This is a genomic window from Aeromonas sp. s7(2024), assembly GCF_040907825.1.
Lineage (GTDB): Bacteria > Pseudomonadota > Gammaproteobacteria > Enterobacterales > Aeromonadaceae > Aeromonas > Aeromonas veronii.
On sequence record NZ_JBFOCM010000038.1, the window covers coordinates 76393 to 97566 of the forward strand.

At 60.9% G+C, this 21174-nt stretch carries 18 protein-coding genes; 10 read left to right on the forward strand and 8 right to left on the reverse strand.

The features are described from left to right. The first annotated feature begins 1 nt into the window (after position 1). From fmt to AB5Y73_RS18325, 4 genes are all read left to right on the forward strand, one after another. Entirely contained in the window at positions 2 to 946 is a 945-nt protein-coding gene (gene fmt / locus AB5Y73_RS18310) for a methionyl-tRNA formyltransferase (RefSeq protein ID WP_107683207.1), read from the forward strand. 60 nt (positions 947 to 1006) lie between these two features. Beyond that, a complete protein-coding gene (gene rsmB / locus AB5Y73_RS18315; RefSeq protein ID WP_107683206.1) occupies positions 1007 to 2299 on the forward strand; it encodes a 16S rRNA (cytosine(967)-C(5))-methyltransferase RsmB in 1293 nt (430 codons plus the stop codon). 87 nt (positions 2300 to 2386) lie between these two features. After that, a complete protein-coding gene (trkA, locus tag AB5Y73_RS18320; RefSeq protein WP_005339689.1) occupies positions 2387 to 3763 on the forward strand; it encodes a Trk system potassium transporter TrkA in 1377 nt (458 codons plus the stop codon). A 96-nt stretch (positions 3764 to 3859) separates the two neighbouring features. Beyond that, on the forward strand, positions 3860 to 5302 hold the full coding sequence (locus AB5Y73_RS18325) for a TrkH family potassium uptake protein (protein ID WP_107683205.1): 1443 nt from the start codon (positions 3860 to 3862) through the stop codon (positions 5300 to 5302). A gap of 249 nt (positions 5303 to 5551) precedes the next feature. On the opposite strand, the gene typA is transcribed toward AB5Y73_RS18325, so the two are convergent. Continuing rightward, the gene (gene typA / locus AB5Y73_RS18330) at positions 5552 to 7363 is read right to left on the reverse strand and encodes a translational GTPase TypA (RefSeq protein ID WP_005339679.1); all 1812 of its coding nucleotides are present in this window, start codon (positions 7361 to 7363) and stop codon (positions 5552 to 5554) included. 351 nt (positions 7364 to 7714) lie between these two features. Here typA and glnA point away from each other — a divergent pair, with 351 nt between their 5' ends. From glnA to add, 5 genes are all read left to right on the forward strand, one after another. After that, positions 7715 to 9124: a glutamate--ammonia ligase gene (gene glnA / locus AB5Y73_RS18335; RefSeq protein ID WP_005339672.1), complete on the forward strand. Its 1410-nt coding sequence runs from the start codon at positions 7715 to 7717 to the stop codon at positions 9122 to 9124. A 115-nt stretch (positions 9125 to 9239) separates the two neighbouring features. Then, on the forward strand, positions 9240 to 9818 hold the full coding sequence (locus tag AB5Y73_RS18340; RefSeq protein ID WP_021231489.1) for a DUF4124 domain-containing protein: 579 nt from the start codon (positions 9240 to 9242) through the stop codon (positions 9816 to 9818). Positions 9819 to 9904: 86 nt separating this feature from the next. Continuing rightward, positions 9905 to 10960, forward strand: coding sequence for a nitrogen regulation protein NR(II) (glnL, locus tag AB5Y73_RS18345; protein WP_107683204.1), 1056 nt, complete (start codon positions 9905 to 9907; stop codon positions 10958 to 10960). A gap of 9 nt (positions 10961 to 10969) precedes the next feature. Further along, entirely contained in the window at positions 10970 to 12388 is a 1419-nt protein-coding gene (gene glnG / locus AB5Y73_RS18350) for a nitrogen regulation protein NR(I) (RefSeq protein ID WP_107683203.1), read from the forward strand. A gap of 141 nt (positions 12389 to 12529) precedes the next feature. Further along, the gene (gene add, locus AB5Y73_RS18355) at positions 12530 to 13531 is read left to right on the forward strand and encodes an adenosine deaminase (RefSeq protein ID WP_107683202.1); all 1002 of its coding nucleotides are present in this window, start codon (positions 12530 to 12532) and stop codon (positions 13529 to 13531) included. 150 nt (positions 13532 to 13681) lie between these two features. Here add and rmuC read toward each other — a convergent pair whose 3' ends face one another. Next, positions 13682 to 15022: a DNA recombination protein RmuC gene (gene rmuC / locus AB5Y73_RS18360; protein ID WP_368148322.1), complete on the reverse strand. Its 1341-nt coding sequence runs from the start codon at positions 15020 to 15022 to the stop codon at positions 13682 to 13684. Next, a complete protein-coding gene (locus AB5Y73_RS18365) occupies positions 15019 to 15234 on the reverse strand; it encodes a hypothetical protein (protein WP_021231493.1) in 216 nt (71 codons plus the stop codon). Before AB5Y73_RS18365 ends, rmuC begins: the two co-directional genes overlap by 4 nt. 140 nt (positions 15235 to 15374) lie before the next feature. Here AB5Y73_RS18365 and AB5Y73_RS18370 point away from each other — a divergent pair, with 140 nt between their 5' ends. Then, entirely contained in the window at positions 15375 to 15896 is a 522-nt protein-coding gene (locus AB5Y73_RS18370; protein ID WP_005339657.1) for a ferredoxin-type protein NapF, read from the forward strand. A 72-nt stretch (positions 15897 to 15968) separates the two neighbouring features. Here the strand turns inward: AB5Y73_RS18370 and AB5Y73_RS18375 are convergent, their stop codons facing one another. The 5 genes from AB5Y73_RS18375 to AB5Y73_RS18395 form a co-directional block, all read right to left on the reverse strand. After that, positions 15969 to 16421: an Rrf2 family transcriptional regulator gene (locus tag AB5Y73_RS18375; RefSeq protein ID WP_005339654.1), complete on the reverse strand. Its 453-nt coding sequence runs from the start codon at positions 16419 to 16421 to the stop codon at positions 15969 to 15971. 320 nt (positions 16422 to 16741) lie between these two features. Next, positions 16742 to 17581 carry a PfkB family carbohydrate kinase gene (locus AB5Y73_RS18380; protein WP_104016273.1) on the reverse strand — a complete coding sequence of 280 codons (840 nt, stop codon included), beginning with the start codon at positions 17579 to 17581 and terminating at the stop codon, positions 16742 to 16744. Between the two features lie 106 nt (positions 17582 to 17687). After that, positions 17688 to 18659 carry a LysR substrate-binding domain-containing protein gene (locus AB5Y73_RS18385; protein WP_033114758.1) on the reverse strand — a complete coding sequence of 324 codons (972 nt, stop codon included), beginning with the start codon at positions 18657 to 18659 and terminating at the stop codon, positions 17688 to 17690. A 155-nt stretch (positions 18660 to 18814) separates the two neighbouring features. Beyond that, positions 18815 to 19543: a glutamine amidotransferase gene (locus AB5Y73_RS18390; protein ID WP_041209488.1), complete on the reverse strand. Its 729-nt coding sequence runs from the start codon at positions 19541 to 19543 to the stop codon at positions 18815 to 18817. Between the two features lie 86 nt (positions 19544 to 19629). Further along, positions 19630 to 21126, reverse strand: a complete 1497-nt coding sequence (locus AB5Y73_RS18395) for a CoA-acylating methylmalonate-semialdehyde dehydrogenase (RefSeq protein WP_181497670.1) — start codon at positions 21124 to 21126, stop codon at positions 19630 to 19632. Positions 21127 to 21174 lie beyond the last annotated feature (48 nt).

Consider the following 21174-nt stretch of genomic DNA (forward strand, 5'->3'; position numbering starts at 1 on the left):
ATTGAATAAGCTGAAACTGATTTTTGCCGGTACTCCCGACTTCGCCGCCCGTCACCTGGCGGCGTTGTTGTCTTCCGACCACGAGGTCGTTGCCGTTTATACCCAGCCTGACAAGCCCGCTGGCCGTGGCCAGAAGCTCACCGCCAGCCCGGTCAAAGAGCTGGCACTGGCCCACAACCTGCCGGTTTACCAACCTGCCTCTCTGCGCAAGGAAGAGGCGCAAGCCGAACTGGCCGCACTTGGCGCCGACCTGATGGTGGTGGTGGCCTATGGCCTGATCCTGCCCAAGGTGGTACTCGATACCCCGCGGCTGGGCTGCATCAACGTCCATGGCTCCCTGTTGCCCCGCTGGCGCGGTGCCGCACCGATCCAGCGCTCTATCTGGGCGGGCGATGCCGAAACCGGCGTCACCATCATGCAGATGGATGTGGGACTGGATACCGGCGCCATGATCCGCAAGGTAAGCTGCCCCATCGCCGCCGACGAGACCTCCGCCAGCCTCTATGACAAACTGGCCGAGCTGGGCCCGCAGGCACTGGTCGACACCATCAATGCCATGGCCGCCGGTGAAACCGCTGCCGAGGCACAAGATGATGCGCAGGCAAACTATGCCGAAAAGCTCTCCAAGGAAGAGGCCCGCATCGACTGGTCGATGGAGGCTGTTGCCATAGAACGCTGCATCCGCTCGTTCAACCCTTGGCCCATCAGCTGGTTTGAAGTGGCTGACCAGACAGTCAAGGTATGGCAAGCCGCCGTCATCGACAGCGACCACGGCCAACCCGCCGGCACCCTGCTCAAGGCCGACAAGCAGGGGATCGATATCGCTACCGGCAAAGGGGTACTGCGCCTGCTGACCCTGCAACCGCCCGGCAAGAAAGCGATGTCCGTTTCGGATCTGCTCAACTCTCGCCGCGACTGGTTTGAACCCGGCACGCAATTGAATTGAACTGGATTGAATTGACACAAGCGGGGCCCAGGCCCCGACTTGCGCATCTAAGGTAACTCTATGAAAACACGTGCACAGGCCGCTCTCGTTATTCAACAGGTGCTGGATCAGGGTCAATCCCTCTCCGCTGTTCTGCCTGCTGCCCAGGAGAAGGTTGCACCTCGCGATCGCGCTCTCCTGCAAGAACTCTGCTACGGCACCCTGCGCTGGCTGCCCCGCCTCGATGCGGCAGTCAACGAGATGATGGACAAGCCGCTCAAAAACAAGAGCCGCATTTTCCACTACCTCATCCTGGTCGGTCTCTATCAGCTCATCTACACCCGCATTCCGGCTCACGCCGCGGTGGCCGAGACCGTCAACGCCGTCAAACTGCTCAAGGGCACCTCCCTGCGTGGCCTCATCAACGGCGTGCTGCGCAACTTCCAGCGCAGCGCCGAAGTCATTCTGCTGCGTATCGACCGCGTTCCCAGCATTCGCCTCGGTCATCCGGAGTGGCTCACCAAGCGCCTGCGTCAGGCCTATCACGATGAGTGGGAATTCATCATGGAGGCGAACAACCAGCGCCCTCCCATGTGGATCCGCAACAACAGCCAGCGCCAAAGCCGCGAGCAGATGCTGGCTCGCATGGCCGAAGCCGGCATCAATGCGGTGGCCGGTGAAGAGGGCGAGGATTGCATCCTGCTGGAGCGTCCTTGCGATGTGACCAAGCTGCCCGGCTTCGAAGTGGGGGACTGCTCGGTACAGGATGGTGCCGCACAACAGGCTGCGGCACTGCTCGACCCGCAACCGGGCGAGTGGGTGCTGGATGCCTGCGCGGCTCCCGGCGGCAAGACCGCCCACCTGCTGGAGCGTCAGCCCAAGCTGGCTGGCGTGGTTGCCGTCGATGCCGACGAAAACCGCCTCAAGCGGGTGCAGGAGAACCTGGACCGCATCGGCCTGACCGCCAAGGTGATCCATGGCGATGCCGCGGCACCGGAACAGTGGTGGCCGGAGGGTCAGTTCGACCGCATCCTGCTGGATGCCCCCTGCTCCGCCACCGGCGTCATCCGCCGCCACCCAGACATCAAGTGGCTGCGCCGTGATCAGGACATTCGCGAGCTGGCCGAGCTGCAGCGCCGCATTCTCAATGCCCTCTGGGGCAAGCTGAAAAGCGGCGGCACCCTGCTCTACGCCACCTGCTCCGTCCTGCCAGAAGAGAACCGCGAACAGATCCGCGCCTTCCTTGCCGCGACCAAAGATGCCAAATTGGTACCGTTGCACGAACAGGACACCCCGGACTGCCCGGGTCGCCAGTTCCTGCCGGGTGAAGCCGAGATGGATGGCTTCTACTACGCCAAACTGGTCAAGCTCTGAGTCGGGCATGACAAACCTCATTCGGGAGAGCCGCCAGCTCCGTTCTGGCGCTCCCCTTTACAGCCTCAACGTGAGTAGACGTTCCCTATGAAAATCATCATTTTGGGAGCCGGCCAGGTCGGCGGCACCCTGGCCGAGAACCTGGCCGGGGAGAACAACGACATCACCATCGTCGACACCGACAGCGAACGCCTGCGCGAACTGCAGGACAAGTTTGACCTGCGGGTGGTCAACGGTCACGGCGCACACCCCAAGGTGCTGCGCGAAGCGGGGGCTCAGGATGCCGACATGCTGGTCGCCGTCACCAACAGTGACGAGACCAACATGATCGCCTGTCAGGTGGCCTACTCCCTGTTCAACACCCCGAACAAGGTGGCACGGATCCGCTCGCCGGCCTATCTGACCGAGCGAGATCGCCTGTTCCTGCCGGAATCGGTGCCGGTGGATCACCTGATCGCGCCGGAGCAGTTGGTGACCGACTATGTACGTCGCCTGATCGAATACCCGGGTGCCCTGCAAGTGGTTGATTTTGCAGGTGGCCGCGTCGGTCTGGTGGCGGTCAAGGCCTACTACGGGGGCCCGCTGGTGGGCAATGCCCTCTCCACCCTGCGCGAGCACATGCCCAACATCGAAACTCGGGTAGCGGCCATCTTCCGTCAGGGCCGCCCGATCCGCCCGCAAGGCACCACCATCATCGAAGCGGATGACGAGGTCTTCTTCGTTGCCGCCGCGGGCCATATCCGTGCCGTGATGTCGGAGCTGCAGCGCCTAGAGAGCCCCTACCGCCGCATTATGATCGTCGGTGGTGGCAACATCGGCGCCGGTCTCGCCCGCCAGCTGGAGAAGCGCTACAGCGTCAAGCTTATCGAGCGCAACCAGAAGCGGGCGGAGCAGCTCTCCGAACTGCTGGAGAACACCATCGTCTTCTGCGGCGATGCAGCGGATCAGGAGCTGCTGGCCGAGGAGCATATCGATCAAATCGACGTCTTCATCGCCGTGACCAACGAGGATGAGGCCAACATCATGTCGGCGCTGCTCGCCAAGAAGATGGGCGCCAAGAAGACCATGGTGCTGATCCAGCGCGGCGCCTACGTCGATCTGGTGCAGGGTGGCTCCATCGATATCGCTATCTCGCCCCAGCAGGCCACCATCTCGGCGCTGTTGACCCACGTGCGCCGGGCCGATATCGCCAACGTGTACAGTCTGCGCCGCGGCGCTGCCGAGGCGATCGAGGCGATTGCCCACGGTGACGAGAACACCTCCAAGGTGGTCGGCAAGACGGTAGGTGAGCTCAAGCTGCCGCCGGGCACTACTATCGGTGCCGTAGTGCGCGGGGATGAGGTACTGATCGCCCACGATCGCACCAAGATCCAGCAGGATGACCACGTGGTCATGTTCCTGGTGGACAAGAAGTACATCCCGGAAGTGGAGCGGCTGTTCCAGCCAAGCCCCTTCTTCCTGTAACGTCTTCATGCGCACAGGCTGTCAAACCAGACCCGGCTCAGCTCCCCCAAGGGGATGGTCCGGGTCTTTTGTTAATCAACGACCAGGTTATCGAACATGATCAAGCTGCGTCCCATTATCTTCACCCTCGGGCTGGTGCTCTCCAAGCTGGCGCTCTTCATGTGGCTGCCCACCTTGCTGGCACTGCTTACCGGGTCAGAGGGATTTGTCGAGTTTCTCAAGTCCGTGCTGATCACCCACGGCGCCGCCCTGCTCTGCCTCCACTACGGTCGCAAGGCGGAGTTTCATCTGGGGGTGCGGGAGATGTTCCTGCTCACCACCTCGGTCTGGGTGGTGGCCTGTATCTTCGGGGCGCTGCCCTTTGTCTTCATCACCCACATCAACTTTACCGACGCCTACTTCGAGACCATGTCGGGGGTGACCACCACGGGCTCTACCGTGCTCTCCGGCCTCGACAACATGGCCCACAGCATCCTGTTGTGGCGTTCCATCCTGCAGTGGCTGGGGGGGGTCGGCTTTATCGTGATGGCAGTTGCCGTGTTGCCCTACCTCAACGTCGGAGGCATGAAGCTGTTCCAGACCGAGAGCTCGGACTGGTCAGACAAAAGCGCCCCGCGTGCCAAGACGGTCGCCAACAACATCGTCGTGGTCTATCTGGTGCTCTCCATGCTCTGCTTCATGGCCTACTGGGCCAGCGGCATGAACATGTTCGAGGCGATAAACCACGCCATGACCACTCTCAGTACCGGCGGCTACTCCACCTCCGATCAATCCATGTCCCACTTCTCCAACTCGGCACACTGGATTGGCACCCTGTTCATGTTCCTCGGCGGCCTGCCCTTCCTGCTCTATGTGCAGAGCCTCAACCACAGGGACAACAGCCTGTTCAAGGATGCCCAGGTGCGCGGCTTCTTCTGGCTGGTGGTGTGGGTTACCGTCATCATGACCTTCTATCTGTGGGAGAGAGACCTGTTCGGCTTCTGGGATGCCCTGCGCATCAGCTGCTTCAACATCGTCTCGGTGCTCACCACCACCGGCTACGGCCTTGGTGACTTTGGCACCTGGGGGCCGCTCGCCAGCATCGTCTTCATCGTGCTGCTGGCTCTTGGGGCCTGCTCCGGCTCCACTGCGGGCGGCCTCAAGATCTTCCGGGTACAGGTGGCATTCGCCCTGTTCAGAAAGCAGATGCGCCAACTGATGCACCCTTCTGCTGTCTTCCCGCAGAAGTACAACGGCCGGATGGTCAATGACGCCATCATCCGCTCGATGATCTCATTCGTGCTGGCCTACTTCGCCATCATTCTGGTGATAGCCGCACTGTTGGGCGCCATCGGGCTTGACCCCCTGACGGCTATCTCCAGCTCCATCACCGCTGTCGCCAACGTCGGCCCGGGTATGGGCCCGGTGGTCGGCCCCAGCACCAACTTTGCCAGCCTGCCGGATTCGGCCAAATGGCTTTTGTCATTCGGCATGCTGCTGGGACGACTGGAGATCCTGACGGTCGCCGTGCTCTTCTTCCCCTCCTTCTGGCGCCAGTAATCCCTCACTGCAAGCCAGCAAAAAGCCGCAGCGTTCACCCGCTGCGGCTTTTTATCTCACCCATCCCCACGACTTTCGTTCGCCGCTTATCAGCCCACTCATCATCCATTGCTGATAGCCTGAACGAGCTCATCAGGATGGCCAGAGCGGATCACTGGCATAAAAAAACGGACCCAAACCAGAGGTTTGGGTCCGTTTATCAGTGAACCGTCAGCGGCCGCAAGGGCTGCCGAGACTCAGCACATAGCATTAACCACGGCCAGAGCGCTTGCGATCCAGCTCGGTCAGCAATTTCTTGCGGATACGGATGTTCTTCGGAGTCACTTCTACCAGTTCGTCGTTGTCGATGAACTCGAGAGCCTGTTCCAGAGTCATGCGGATCGGCGGAGTCAGCACTTGAGCTTCGTCGGTACCGGAGGCACGCATGTTGGTCAGCTGTTTGCCTTTCAGGCAGTTAACAGTCAGGTCGTTGGAACGGGAGTGGATACCGATCACCTGGCCTTCGTACACTTCGGTCGCGTGACCGATGAACAGACGACCGCGGTCTTGCAGACCGAACAGGGCGTAGGTCAGAGCCTTACCGGTTGCGTTGGAGATCAGCACGCCATTCTGACGTTCGCCGATGCTGCCACCCTTGTGCGGACCGTAGTGGTCGAAGGTGTGGTAGAGCAGACCGGTACCTGAGGTCATGGTCATGAACTCGGTCTGGAAACCGATCAGGCCACGGCTCGGGATCATGAAGTCCAGACGGACACGACCCTTGCCATCCGGCGTCATGTTGGTCATTTCGCCCTTACGCAGACCCAGTTGCTCCATCACGGAACCCTGGTGCGCTTCTTCAACGTCCACAGTTACGGTTTCGAACGGTTCTTGCAGAACACCATCAACGGTACGCAGGATTACTTCCGGACGGGATACCGCCAGCTCGTAACCTTCGCGACGCATGTTTTCGATCAGGATGGATAGGTGCAGTTCACCACGACCGGATACACGGAACTTGTCCGGATCATCGGTCTCTTCCACACGCAGAGCCACGTTGTGGACCAGCTCCTGGTTCAGACGCTCCAGAATGTTACGGGAGGTCACGAACTTGCCCTCTTTACCGGCGAACGGTGAGGTGTTGACCTGGAAGGTCATGTTCACGGTCGGCTCGTCAACGGAGAGCGGCGGCAGCGCTTCAACGGCACCGTTGTCACAGATGGTGTCGGAGATTTTCAGCTCGCCCAGACCGGTGATAGCGATGATGTCACCCGCTTGCGCGTCGGTAACTTCAGTACGGGACAGACCCAGGTAACCCAGCACCTGACCGACTTTACCGTTACGGGTCTTGCCGTCAGCACCAACGATGGTGACTTGCTGGTTGGTCTTGACGCGACCACGGGTGATACGGCCGATACCGATAACGCCCACGTAGGAGTTGTAGTCCAGCTGGGAGATCTGCATCTGGAAACCACCTTCGGCATCAGCCTTCGGCGCTTCAACGTTGTCAACGATAGCCTGGAACAGCGGTTCCATGTTCTCGGACTCGACGTCCTGATCCATGGTGGCCCAACCGTTCAGTGCAGAGGCGTAAACAACTTTGAAATCCAGCTGTTCGTCAGTCGCGCCCAGGTTGTCGAACAGGTCGAATACCTGATCCATTACCCAGTCAGGACGAGCACCCGGACGGTCAACCTTGTTGATGACCACGATCGGTTTCAGACCCTGAGCAAACGCCTTCTGGGTCACGAAACGGGTTTGCGGCATCGGGCCGTCTACGGCGTCAACCAGCAGCAGCACGGAGTCAACCATGGACAGTACGCGCTCTACTTCACCACCGAAGTCGGCGTGACCCGGGGTATCAACGATGTTGATGCGGTAGTCATTCCAGCGGATCGCAGTGTTCTTGGCGAGAATGGTGATGCCACGTTCCCGTTCCAGATCATTGGAGTCCATGATCCGTTCCTGGCCTTCCGTGGAGCGGTCCAGGGTGCCGGACTGCTGCAGCAGCTTATCAACCAGAGTCGTTTTGCCGTGGTCAACGTGCGCAATAATCGCAATATTGCGTAAATTCTCTAACATTCTCGCCTCAATCACCGGGTAAAATTGGGCGCTAATTGTACTCTTGCCTTTGTGATCTGCCTAGCAGAATTGCAGTACATTCGCGCATAACAACAGATCTGGATCATAGACCTCTCTGACAAACCCTGCTTAGATGGGCGGTGACCGTATTTCGCGCACCATTACAGTGCACCAAAACGATCCACCATCGCACTAAATTGATGCAACGCGAGTCGAGATCGCCTGATTTTGGGGAGCCTCTTCAGCACGATTGCCCTGAAATCAAGCTGTCACAAACTTGGCACGATACTGGCTTATGTGAATACGACGACGCATTCACCCAGAGAGTTTTAACACCGGAGGTTACTTAGCATGTCAGCCCAGAACGTTTTGGCCCTGATCCAGGAACACGAAGTCAAGTTTGTTGATCTGCGCTTTACCGACACCAAGGGTAAAGAGCAGCATGTATCCATCCCTGCTCACCAGGTTGATGAAGATTTCTTCGAAGACGGCAAGATGTTCGATGGTTCCTCCATCGGCGGCTGGAAGGGCATCAACGAATCCGACATGGTACTGATGCCGGACGCAGCCTCCGCCAAGCTGGACCCGTTCACCGAAGAGACCACCCTGAACATCGTTTGTGACGTACTGGAGCCTGCCACCATGCAGGGCTATGACCGCGATCCGCGCTCCATCGCCAAACGTGCAGAAGATTTCCTGAAGTCCAGCGGCATCGCTGACACCGTGCTGTTCGGGCCGGAGCCGGAATTCTTCATGTTCGACAACATCACCTTCTCCAACACCATGGGCCACAGCTTCGTGAAAATCGAATCTGAAGAAGCCGCATGGAACTCCGGCACTGCCTATGAGCATGGCAACAAGGGTCACCGTCCGTTCGTGAAAGGCGGTTACTTCCCGGTTGCACCGGTCGACTCCTCCCAGGATATCCGTGCCGCCATGTGTCTGGTGCTGGAAGAGATGGGCCAGGTCGTTGAAGCTCACCACCACGAAGTGGCCACTGCCGGTCAGAACGAGATCGCTACCCGCTTCAACACTCTTACGCTGAAAGCTGACGAAGTACAGGTACTGAAGTACGTGATCCACAACGTGGCCCACGCCTACAACAAGACCGTTACCTTCATGCCGAAACCCATGTTCGGTGACAACGGCTCCGGCATGCACTGCCACCAGTCTCTGGCCAAGAACGGCGTCAACCTGTTCGCTGGTGACCTGTACGGCGGACTGTCCGAGATGGCTCTGCACTACATCGGCGGTATCATCAAGCACGCCAAGGCCATCAACGCCTTCGCCAACCCGACCACCAACTCCTACAAGCGTCTGGTTCCGGGTTATGAAGCACCGGTCATGCTGGCCTACTCTGCCCGCAACCGCTCTGCCTCCATCCGTATCCCGGTGGTACCGAGCCCGAAAGCCCGTCGTATCGAAGTGCGCTTCCCGGATCCGGCTGCCAACCCGTACCTGGCCTTCGCAGCCCAGCTGATGGCCGGTCTGGACGGTATCATCAACAAGATCCATCCGGGCGATGCCATGGACAAGAACTTGTATGACCTGCCGCCGGAAGAAGCCGCAGAAGTGCCGACCGTTGCCGGTTCTCTGGACGAAGCCCTGGCTGCTCTGGATGCTGACCGCGAGTTCCTGACCCGCGGCGGCGTGTTCAGCGATGACTTCATCAACTCCTATCTGGAACTGAAACAGCAGGATGTTGACCGTGTGCGCATGACCCCGCACCCGCTGGAGTTCGAACTGTACTACTCCGTCTAAGTCTCAGCAGACTGGCCGTTTAAATCAGGTCAGCTTGCTTAATCGTGACAAAACCCGCCATCTGGCGGGTTTTTTCTCTGATAGGATTAAGCAAAATACCGTCAAGGAGAGATGGATGAACAACAAGCATGGCATAGGGGTGCTCAGCCTCCTGTTGCTGACCTCGTTCGCTGCGGATGCGGCCAAGGTCTACTCCTGGGTCGATGGCAATGGCATCACCCACTACTCGGATGCGCCACCACCCGGCAAAAACGCCAAAGAGGTCGATCTGCGGGTCGCCCCGCTGCTGGGCAGCAGCGCGCCCAGATCGGTGCAGGTGGATAACTTCAACAGCCTGACCGGCGCCGATGCCAAGAAAGAGAAAGAGGCGGCCAAGCTGACCATCGAACTGCTCTCCCCGGAACAAGGCAGCACCCTACGCGACAACACAGGCAACATCGTCTTTCAGGGCACCATCAGCCCCAAACCTCCGACCCAGTATGATGTGCGCCTGACCCTGGATGGCAAAGCCGCCCCCATCGTCAGCAACAGCCTCTCTGTCCGCGTCGAAAACGTCGATCGCGGCGCCCACGAGGCTCAGCTCGAGCTGCTCGCCAAAGACGGTACGATCCTTGCTAAATCCAGTGCAGTCACCTTTTACCTGCATAGAGCGAGCGTGACGCCGGCTCCCAAACCCACCCCCAAAGCCGACTAGGGGTGATATAGCGCATCGATGCGGGTAAACTCTATGCACCATATCGGTGCATAACAGGTGTGTAGCACCGTTTTAGGGAGAAACCTGTGCCAACCCGCTCGGACAACGCCAAAACACTCTTGGATAATTTGCTGACCGCCGTGATCCTGATGGATGAGCGGCTCTGCATCCAGTTCGTCAACCCGGCGGCTGAACAGCTGCTCTCTCTCAGTGAACGCCGGCTGATCGGCATCGAACTGCCCCATCTGCTGGAACATATCTCCCTCGATTTGCAGCGGCTCAAGCAGTGCCTCGTGTCAGGGCAAGGCTTTACCGATAGCGAAGTGACTCTGGTGGTAGAGGGAGAACCGCGACTGGTGGAGCTGAGCGCCACCCCGATGGCCGACCACGAACAACGTCTGCTGGTGGTGGAGCTGCGCAAGATCGACCAGCAGAAGAAGATCAGTCAGGAACAGCAGCAACATGCCCAGCAGCTGGCGGCCAAGGAGCTGGTGCGCGGGCTGGCCCACGAAATCAAGAATCCCCTCGGCGGCCTGCGCGGCGCGGCGCAGCTGCTGCAAAAAGAGCTGCCGGATCCGGCCCTGCGCGAATATACCGGCATCATCATCGAACAGGCCGACCGGCTGCGGATACTGGTCGATCGCCTGCTAGGCCCCCAACGTCCCGGCCGCCACCAGATGCACAATGTCCATTCTGTGCTGGAGCAGGTACGCCGACTGGTGGAGCTCGAACTCCCTCCCTCGGTTCGCATCGAACGGGATTACGATCCCAGCATCCCCGAATTCGAGATGGAGCCGGATCAGCTGCAGCAGGCGTTTCTCAACATAGTGCGCAACGCCGCCGAAGCGCTGGGCGATCAGACCGGACTTATCCGCATCAAGACCCGCACCGCCTTCCAGATCACCATCCATGGCCAACGCTACCGGCTGGCGGCGGAGATCAAGATCATCGACAACGGCCCCGGCATTCCCGATGCCATTCGCGACACCCTGTTCTACCCCATGATCACCGGCAAGGAGGGGGGAACCGGGCTCGGCCTCTCCATCGCCCAGAACCTGATCGACCAGCACAAAGGGCGGATTGACTGCATCAGCTGGCCGGGTCACACCGAATTCACCATTTTTCTACCGCTTCGCAAGTAAGGGAACCCCATGACCGCCAAAGTGTGGATCGTCGATGACGACAGTTCTATCCGCTGGGTGCTGGAGCGCACTCTCGGCAGCGAAGGCTTCAACTGCGAGAGCTTTGCCGATGGCGAAGCCCTGCTGCACGCCCTTGAACTGCGCTCGCCCGATGTCATCCTCTCCGATATCCGGATGCCCGGTATCGACGGCCTGAGCCTGTTGGAGCAGATCCACCGCCGTCAGGCCGATCTGCCCATCATCATCATGACCGCCCACTCGGATCTCGACAGCGCGGTCAACGCCTACCAGCGCGGCGCCTTCGAGTACCTGCCCAAACCGTTCGACATCGACGAAGCGGTGACCCTGGTGCGCCGCGCCGAGAATCACCTCAAGGAGCAGCGCACCAAGCGCAAGTCTCGTCAGCAAGAGACCACCGCCACTCCCGAGATCATCGGTGAAGCACCAGCGATGCAGGAGGTGTTCCGTGCCATCGGCCGCCTGTCTCGCTCCAGCATCTCGGTACTGATCAACGGCCAGAGCGGTACCGGCAAGGAGCTGGTCGCCCACGCCCTGCACAAGCACAGCCCGCGCGCCCACAAGAACTTTATCGCCCTCAACATGGCGGCTATCCCGAAAGATCTCATCGAATCCGAGCTGTTCGGTCACGAGAAGGGGGCTTTCACCGGCGCCAACAACATCCGCCACGGCCGCTTCGAGCAGGCCGACGGCGGCACCCTGTTTCTCGACGAGATCGGCGACATGCCGCTGGATGTGCAAACCCGGCTGCTGCGTGTCTTGGCCGATGGCCAGTTCTATCGAGTCGGCGGCCACCAACCGGTGCAGGTGGATGTACGGATCATCGCAGCCACCCACCAGAATCTGGAGAAGCGGGTCGCCGATGGCGAGTTTCGGGAAGACCTGTTCCACCGCCTCAACGTCATCCGAATCCACATCCCCGCTCTCAGGGAGCGCCGTGAGGATATCCCCCAGCTGGCCCGTCACTTCCTGCTGCGCGCAGCCAAAGAGCTGAACGTCGAGGCCAAGAGCCTGCACCCGGATACCCAGGCCTATATCAGCCGCCTACCCTGGCCGGGCAACGTGCGCCAGCTGGAGAACGTCTGCCGCTGGCTTACCGTGATGGCCTCGGGGCAGGAGGTTCTGGTGGGCGATCTGCCTGCCGAGCTGCTCACCCCCATCACCCACAACGCCGAACCGGGCCAACCGGCGTTGCCCGGTTGCTGGCAGCAACAGTTGCAGGAGTGGGTGGCCAGCAAGCTGGCGCTGGGAGAGACAGACATCCTGGCCGATGCCATGCCCCAGTTCGAGCGGATCATGCTGGAGACGGCGCTGGAACACACCCATGGCCACAAGCAGGAGGCCGCCCGCCTGCTCGGTTGGGGTCGCAACACCCTCACCCGCAAGCTGAAGGAACTCGATCTCTCCTGAGTCCCGGGGAAAAACGATTCCCATCACGCCCTGACAAATCACCGCCCGCCAGAACCCCGTTTAACCATAAACGGGGTATCTTTTTTGAAAGCCCCGCCTAGAATGGCAGGCTTTCAAACCTGACTCGACGAGGGCGCCCCCATGATTGACAGATCTCTCCCCCTGACCGACCTGCACCGCCATCTGGACGGCAACATCCGCCCGCAAACCATCCTCGAGCTGGGTCGCCAACACAATATCCAGCTGCCCGCCTTTGAGCTGGAGGCGCTGCGCCCCCACGTACAGATCGTCGAAAACGAGCCGAGTCTGGTTGCCTTCCTGAAGAAACTGGACTGGGGTGTGGCCGTGCTGGCTGACTATGACGCCTGCCGCCGGGTCGCCTACGAGAACGTGGAAGATCTGCTGCGCGCCGGTATCGACTATGCCGAGCTGCGCTTCAGCCCGGCCTATATGGCAATGGCCCACAAGCTGCACCCGCAGGGCGTGGTGGAAGCCATCATCGACGGCGTGGCCGCTGGCAGCCGCGATTTCGGTATCAAGACCAACCTGATCGGCATCATGAGCCGCACCTTCGGCACCGAGCAGTGCAATCAGGAGCTGGCCGCCTGCTTGGCTCACCGCGACAAGCTGGTCGCCATCGATCTGGCCGGTGACGAGCTGGGCTTCCCGGGCGAACTCTTTGTCGACCACTTCCGCAAGGTGCGCGATGCAGGTATGCGCGTCACCGTACACGCCGGTGAAGCCGCTGGCCCCGAGAGCATGTGGCAGGCCATTCGCGAGCTGGGCGCCGAGCGTATCGGCCACGGCGTCAAAGCGATTCAGGATCCGGCCCTGATGGCCTATCTGGCCGAACACCGCATCGGCATCGAATCCTGCCTCACCTCCAACATCCAGACCAATACGGTGGCGAGCCTGACCGAGCACCCGATCCGCCAGTTCCTGGCTGCCGGTGTACTGGCCTGCCTCAACACCGACGACCCGGCAGTAGAGGGCATCGACCTGCCGCACGAATATGAGGTGGCTGCCCCGGCCGCTGGTATGACGACGAGCGAGATCCGTACTGCCCAGCAGAACGGCCTGACCCTAGCCTTCCTGAGCGATAGCGAGAAAGCCGAACTGAGCGCCCGTGCCGCCAGCCGCTGATCCACACCGGCACTGCAAATAACAACGGCCCACTTCGGTGGGCCGTTTGCTTTGCGGATTTCAGATGATGGGTAAGCACTGGGCAAGCAGGCAGATAGCAAAAGGCCCAAACAGGGTTTGGGCCTTGGCTGATGGCGGTACAGGGGAAAACTACTCCTGCTCCTCGTCGCGTTCCAGCGCGCGCTCAACTAGCGGCTCGGGTAGGCTCTTTGTTACCTCCACCCCCAGCTCACGGAAACGCTCGACCTGCGCAATCAGGTTGCCACGGCCGTTGACCAGCCGCCCCATCGCCTTGTCGTAGCTCTCCTGCGCCTTGTGCAGGCTGCCGCCCATCTGCTGCATCTCCTCGACAAACAGCCGCAGCTTTTCGTAGAGACGACCGGCCCGCTCGGCGATCTGGCGGGCATTCTGGTTCTGCCGCTCGTAGCGCCACAGGTTCTCGATGGTGCGCAGCGCTACCATCAGGTTGGTGGGGCTCACCAGCAGGATGTTGTGGTCGAGACCGTAACGTACCAGCGAGGGATCGGCCTCCATCGCGGTAAGGAAGGCGGGCTCTACCGCCACGAACATCAGCACATAGTCGAGGGTGCGCACTCCGGGCAACTGCTGGTAATCCTTGTGGCCCAGCTCGCGGATATGGTTACGCACCGAGGCGACGTGCTCTTTCAGCGCCACCGCCTTCTCCAGCTCGTCATCGGCGTTGAACCAGCATTCGTAGGCGGTCAGCGACACCTTGGCGTCGATGATGATGTCCTTCTCCTGCGGCAGGTGGACGATGACATCGGGCTGGTAGCGCTTGCCCTTCTCCACCTCGATATTGACCTGGGTGTGGTACTCGTGGCCCTCGCGTAGGCCGCATTCGCTGAGAATCCGCGCCAACACCACTTCACCCCAGTTGCCCTGCTGCTTGCTGTCGCCCTTGAGGGCGCGGGTCAGCGCCGCAGCCTCTTCGGTCATGCGGGCATTGAGCTCGGCGAGGCGCTCCAGCTCGAACTTGAGGCTGTGGCGTTGGGCCGTCTCCTGCGCGTGGGTCTCGCCCACCTGACGGCGAAAGCCCTCGAGCTGCTCTTTGAGTGGAGTGAGCAGCAGATCGAGGCTGTTCTGGTTCAATTCGCGGAAGTTGCCGGAGTTTTGCTCGAAGATCCGGTTGGCGAGATTCTCGAACTGCTGGCTGAGGCGCTGCTCCGCCTCCTGTTGCAGTTGCAGCTTCTCTGCAGCGGCCAGCCGTTCGCTGCGCAGGGTCGCTTCCGCCTCCTTGAGGCGGGCGGTGAGCTTGATGAGCAGGGTCTGCTGCTGATCCAGCTTCTGCTGGCCCTGCATCCGCTCATCCTGCAACTCGTCGAAGCGATCCTGAAGCGCCTGATAACGCTCCTGCGCCAGCATCAGCTCCTGAGCCTGCGCCGTGGCGGTACGCCGCCCGATCAGCCAGCCAAGCCCGAGGGCCAGCACGGCGGCGGGCAGCAAGATCCCCCAAAGCCCGGGGTCGATCATTTGCGGCTCCGCTGACGCAGAAACAGCTCGAGATAGCGGTTAACCAGAATCCAGATCACCACGTAGATGAGGTAGGCGGCGAGCACCACCCACTTGTGGGTGTTGACGCCGGTATCAAGCTCGGCGAACTCGATATCCTTGATGCGGCAGTAGGCCCACATCAGCAGGGGAAAGACATAGAGCAGGGACGCACGCCAGAGAAATAGCCACATATGTTTTCATTCAACCACGTAATAAGACCCGCCTAGCTTACACAAGGGCAACTGCGCTTGCGATCCTGACGGCCGCTATTCTCTGGCCTGCTTCCCGAAACTTCGATAAAATTAACCCCTAATAGGTATCAGGGGCGAGCATGACTCACTATTTCCTCCGTTGGCTGACACAAGGTTGGCAAGCTTCCCGCAAGCCCGCCGTGGTTTGCCATGAAGCGCGCCCGCCGTGGGCCATCGAGGAGTCCCAGTACCTCTCCCTCTGCACCCGCTGTGGCGAATGTTTCAAGGCCTGCCCGCGCGGTCTGCTCAAACCGGCCACCCAGGAGGAGTACGAAGGGAGCCCCATCGCTGGCACGCCGGTGCTCGATCTCGCCTGCGGCCAGTGCAGCTACTGCGGCAGCTGCGCCAGAGCCTGTCCCACCGGCGCCCTCGACCTGCAACTGGGTCGGCAGGTGCAGACCCGGGTGCAGATTGAAGAGAGTTGTCAGGCACGGCAGGGCTTCTACTGCCTGCTCTGTGAAGATGCCTGCCCGCAACAGGCGATCAAGGCCACGGCCGATGGCATCAACGTCAATATGGATGCCTGCAATGGCTGCGGTGCCTGTGGCCTCGCCTGCCTGCACGGCGCCATTACCCTGATCCGCCAGCCAGGCAGTCGTTAAAAACCACCTGCGTACAAAAGCAAAAGGGGCCATCAGGCCCCTTTCACATCTTGTTCGTTATCCCGCGCCCCGTCAGGCCATGGTCACAATAGTCTCTTGCTCGATACCCAGCAGGTGGCAGAGACGGTTGGGATCGCGCACCGCATCAGCCAGGGTGTACTCGCCCAGCACTTCGAGAAAGGCGTTCATGGCGCGGCGCAGAATGCCCTGAATGCGGCAACCACCGGAGAGACGGCAGTTCTCGCGCTTGCAATCGACCGGACAGAGCACATGCTCCATGTCCATCACCACATCCCGCAGGTTGATGGAGACTGCAGAGCGACCGAGGCGGATGCCACCGTGCTTGCCGCGTACCGTCTCGATGTACCCCTTGATGCCGAGCTGGTGCACTATCTTGACCACGTGGTTGCGAGAGATGCCGAAGGTATCGGCCACTTCGGTAATGGTCGACAGGCGATCGCCCGGCTGCACCGCCAGGAAGGTCAGGGTACGCAGGGCGTAGTCGGTAAATCGTGTCAGTTGCATGGTCGCACTTGCCTCTTACTACAAGCCAGGAATCAGGACGACAACATTGAGCTAAGAGGCAGGAGACAACCGATTTGCCTCTGTCCACCAGAGGGGGCCTGTCTCTTAATCTGAGTTGCGGAGTGACAAGGTTAAGAGCAGCACAACCGGGTGTCGATGAAGATGCACATAAATCGACACTTTCTTTGATTGATCGCAAACTTGCCGGGTTAGCCCGGCGTTTGCCTCCATTCTGGCGGCTAAATTTCCCGAAATTCCTCACCGCCGCACCCAACAGACAAGAGGGGAAATCCCGCTTCGAACAGTGAATGAACGGGGTGTCAGTGGGGCTGTTTCAGCCAGTTTTTCAGCGCGACCGAGGGGATGGAACTCTCGGAGGCGACGGCAAACGCACCCCAGTCAACCGCGCACTGCAACGCATCCTTGATCGCCATGCCTCGCGCCAGCCCGTGGATCAATCCGCCAGCGAAAGCATCCCCCGCCCCCGTGGTATCAACCACCGAAACCGGCCGGGCGGCGACCCTGATCTGCTCCTCACCATGGATGGCCACCGCGCCCGCCTTGCCTTCGGTCAACACCAGCCATTCGAGCTGCTCCCCCGCCAGCTGACGGGCATGTTGCCAGGGGTCGCTGACCTCGCCGAGATCTGAGCGGGAAGCCACCAGCACGTGGCAGGGACGGCGCGCTTGGCCACCCTTGGGATACTGGGCCACCACGAAGCTCTTGCCGAGCATCTGGCGCATGTAGCTGATGATGGAGGTACCGGGATAGTTCACGTAGAGGCAGTCGATCCCCTCCAGCGGCAGATCGCCGGGCAGATCGGGGCGTCGTGGGCGGCGCAGTATGGTGCGCTCGCCGGTGGAGTCCACCAGAATCAGCAGCTCGCCGGTCTCGCCGCCAAAGCGCTCCACATGGCTGCAATCCAGCCCGTAACCGGCCGCCTGCTCCAGCAGCCAGTCGCCGGTCTCGTCCAACCCGATGCGCGAGGCGATGGTCACCTCGTGACCTGCCCACACCAGCCCGATGCCGGTATTGGCGGCGCCGCCCCCCAGCCTGCGCCCCTGATCCACATATTGCAGCCGAGCCCCCGCCACCAGCGGTTCGGAGAGGGAGAGCACATGATCACAGTTGAGATTGGCAAGCAGCAGAATGCGGGACATAGAGACCTCGGACGATGGAGATAGCCCAAAAGAGACAGGCTGAACCCCGAGTAGAGCCCAGCCTGACAGAAGAGACAACCGGCAGCGATCGGGAATCCGATCGGGATCAATAGATGGGCAGCTCCACCCCGGCCAGCAGCTCGTCGATGCGCGCCTGGGTCGGCTGCTGCATCACGCTCTGGATCACCTCCTTGGTGAGGTGAGGCGAGAAGGAGCTGATGAAGTCATACATGTAGTTCTGCAGCAGGATGCTCTTGCTGAAGCAGATCTGGGCCGGGCAGGGCTTGAACAGGTGCTCCAGATTGATGGAGACCAGCCCGGGGCTGTCGGTGTCGTTGGCCACCAGCGAGGAGATGATGCCGATGCCAAAACCCAGCTCCACATAACGCTTGATCACTCCGGCATCCATTACCGTCATGTAGTAGCTCGGGGTCAGCCCCGCCGCCTGAAACACCTCGTCCTGCACCTGCCGACCGGTGGCACCGCTCTCGTAACTGAGGATGGGGTAGTGGCAGAGCTGCTCCAGCGTCGGCTTCTTCACCTTGGCCAGCGGGTGATCCTGCGGCACCACCAGCGAGAGGGTCCAGAGGTAGGCGGGCAGCGCTATCAGCTCCTTGTCGAAGCCAATCTCGTGGGCAACGATGGAGAAATCGGAGTAACCCTTGCTGATCTGCTCCTTGCTCGCCGACATCACCGGATGGAGGTGGAACGAGATCTTGGGGTACTTCTTGGTGAAGTAGGTAACCGATTTGGGCAGCAGATAGCGGGCAATGGTGTGAGTAGTGTGGATGTTGAGAGTGCCCACGGTCGGATCCAGATACTCGCGGGAGATCGCCTTGATCTTGCTCTCGATGTTGAGCATCGCCTCGGCACACTTGATGATCTCCTCGCCCACCGGGGTGATGCGATGCAGATGCTTGCCACGGCGCTCGAAGATCCGCACTCCCAGCTCGCTCTCCAGCAGGCCGATCTGCTTGCTGACCCCGGGCTGGCTGGTATAGAGCGCATCGGACGCCACCGAGACGTTGAGGTTGTGGTCCCGGATCGCGATCAAGTACTTCAATTGCTGTAGTTTCAAGGCTTCACCCTCTCAAGCTGGTGCGGCGATCACGCCAGACAAACAGGCCGCCACAAAGGGCGGCCAGTGTATCATCCGATCCCGACATCGCAGCGCTTGATCCTTCATTTTGCTACAAAATCTAGCACCCGAAGGGGGTCGCTGACAAACCGGGCTCAGGCCGCGCCAGCCCGCAGCGGCAGGATCCCCAAAAACTGCAGCAACCACTGCATCATGGTGGTCGAATCCACCTCCCCCTCCAGCGAGGAGAGGCTGCTCTGGTAACGCTCGTCGGGCAGCAGGCCACGACGCCGTTCGATCAGCGCCCGGTTGTACTCCACCGAGAACTCGGGGTGCCCCTGAATGGCCACTATGTTGTCCCCCTGCAAGAACATGAAGTTGGGACAAAAATCGTTGCCCGCCAGCCGGGTTGCTCCGGGGGGGAGCAGCGCCACCTGATCCTGATGGCTCGCCAGAATGCGGATATGATCTCGCGCCGGCGCCATCCAGGGGGCATCTTCCAGCATGGGGTGAACCGACACCCCCAGCCCCCACCCCTTGGTGGATTTCACCACTTCGCCCCCCAGCGCCTGGGCGATCACCTGATGGCCGAAACAGATCCCGGCCAGCTTGACGTCAGCATCGTGGGCACGGCGGATCCAGCCGCGCAGTGCCTGGATCCAGGGGATATCGCTGTAGGCATCGTGGCGCGAACCTGTGATGAGCCAGGCATCGCACTCATGCAGATCCTCCGGCAACTCGCCATCGATGGCTGACCAGACCCGAAACTCCAGCTCGGGTGCCAGCGGCTGAAACCCCCTGATAAACATCTCGGAGTAGACGGGGCCAAAACGATCCGCCAGATCGGGATCCAGCCGGTCACAATCGAGAATTCCCAATCGCATCTGTTGCTCCTTTACAGAAGTGCCCCCGCAGACCAGCGATCTGCGGGGGCAAGAGAATCAAATCATGGTGGTGAGCCCTGGGCTCATCACTTCATGGTTGGCATGGAGAACTCGGCACCACTGCGCAGGCTCTGGGGCCAGCGCGCCGTCACCGTCTTCATCCGGGTATAGAAGCGTACTCCATCCGGCCCGTGCATGTTGAGCGGCCCGAAGATGGATCGCTTCCAGCCACCAAAGCTGTGAAACGCCATCGGCACCGGAATGGGGACGTTCACCCCTACCATACCGACCTGCACCCGCGCCGTGAAGTCCCGTGCGGTGTCGCCGTCACAGGTAAAGATGGCGGTACCGTTGCCGTACTCGTGCTCGTTGATGAGGCGCAGTGCCGTCTCGTAATCCGGCACCCGCACGATGGAGAGCACAGGGCCGAAGATCTCCTCGCGGTAGATGCGCATCTCGGGGGTCACCTCGTCAAACAGGCAGCCACCGATGAAGTAACCCTCGTCGTGGCTCAGCGTGCGACCATCGACCCGCAGCGCGGCCCCTTCGGCCACCCCCTGATCCACGTAGCCGCGCACCTTGGCCAGATGCTCCTTGCTGATGAGCGGCCCCATTTCGTTCTCCGGGCTCTGGCCCAGCCCCGGACCCACCCGCAGTTTTTCCACCAGCGGCGTCAGCTTGGCCGCCAGCGCATCGGCGGTCTCGTCACCCACCACCACGGCCACCGAAATAGCCATGCAGCGCTCACCCGCGGCCCCATAAGCGGCCCCCATCAGGGCGGAGACCGCCTGATCGAGGTCCGCATCCGGCATCACCACCATGTGGTTCTTGGCGCCGCCCAACGCCTGCACCCGTTTGCCGTGGGCCGACGCGGTGGCATAGATGTACTGGGCAATGGGGGTGGAACCGACAAACGACACGGCCCCCACTCGCGGGTCGGTCAGCAGCACATCCACCACCTCCTTGTCACCGTTCACCACGTTGAGCACGCCGTCCGGCAGACCAGCCTCCTTGAGCAGCTCGGCCATCCGCAGCGAGAGGGAGGGATCCTTCTCGGAGGGTTTGAGAATAAAGGTATTGCCGCAGGCGATAGCGACCGGGAACATCCAGAGCGGCACCATGGCCGGGAAGTTGAACGGGGTGATACCGGCGCAAACCCCCACCGGCTGCATCATGGAGTAGCTGTCCACCCCGCGACCGACGTTGAGGGAGTGCTCCCCCTTGAGCAGATGAGGAATGCCGCAGGCAAACTCCACCACCTCCAGCCCGCGGGTCAGCTCACCCTGCGCATCGGAGAAGACCTTGCCGTGCTCGCGACTGATGAGCTGGGCCAGCTCGTCCCTGTGCTGCTCCATCAACTCCTTGAAGCGGAAAAAGACCCGGGCCCGCACCAGCGGCGGGGTTTGTGACCAGTCGACAAAGGCGCGCTCGGCGATGGCGATCGCCTCCTGACACTCGGCGGCGCTGGAAAGCCCCACGCTCCCCTGCTGCTTGCCACAAGCGGGATTGAAGATGGCCCCCTGGCGCTCGCTGCGACTCTCCTGCGGTTGGCCGTTGATGAAGTTGCTGACCCTGTATGTCATGTATCCTCCGTGATGACTGATGTCGTGGTGGCGCAGCGCTCGTCAAAA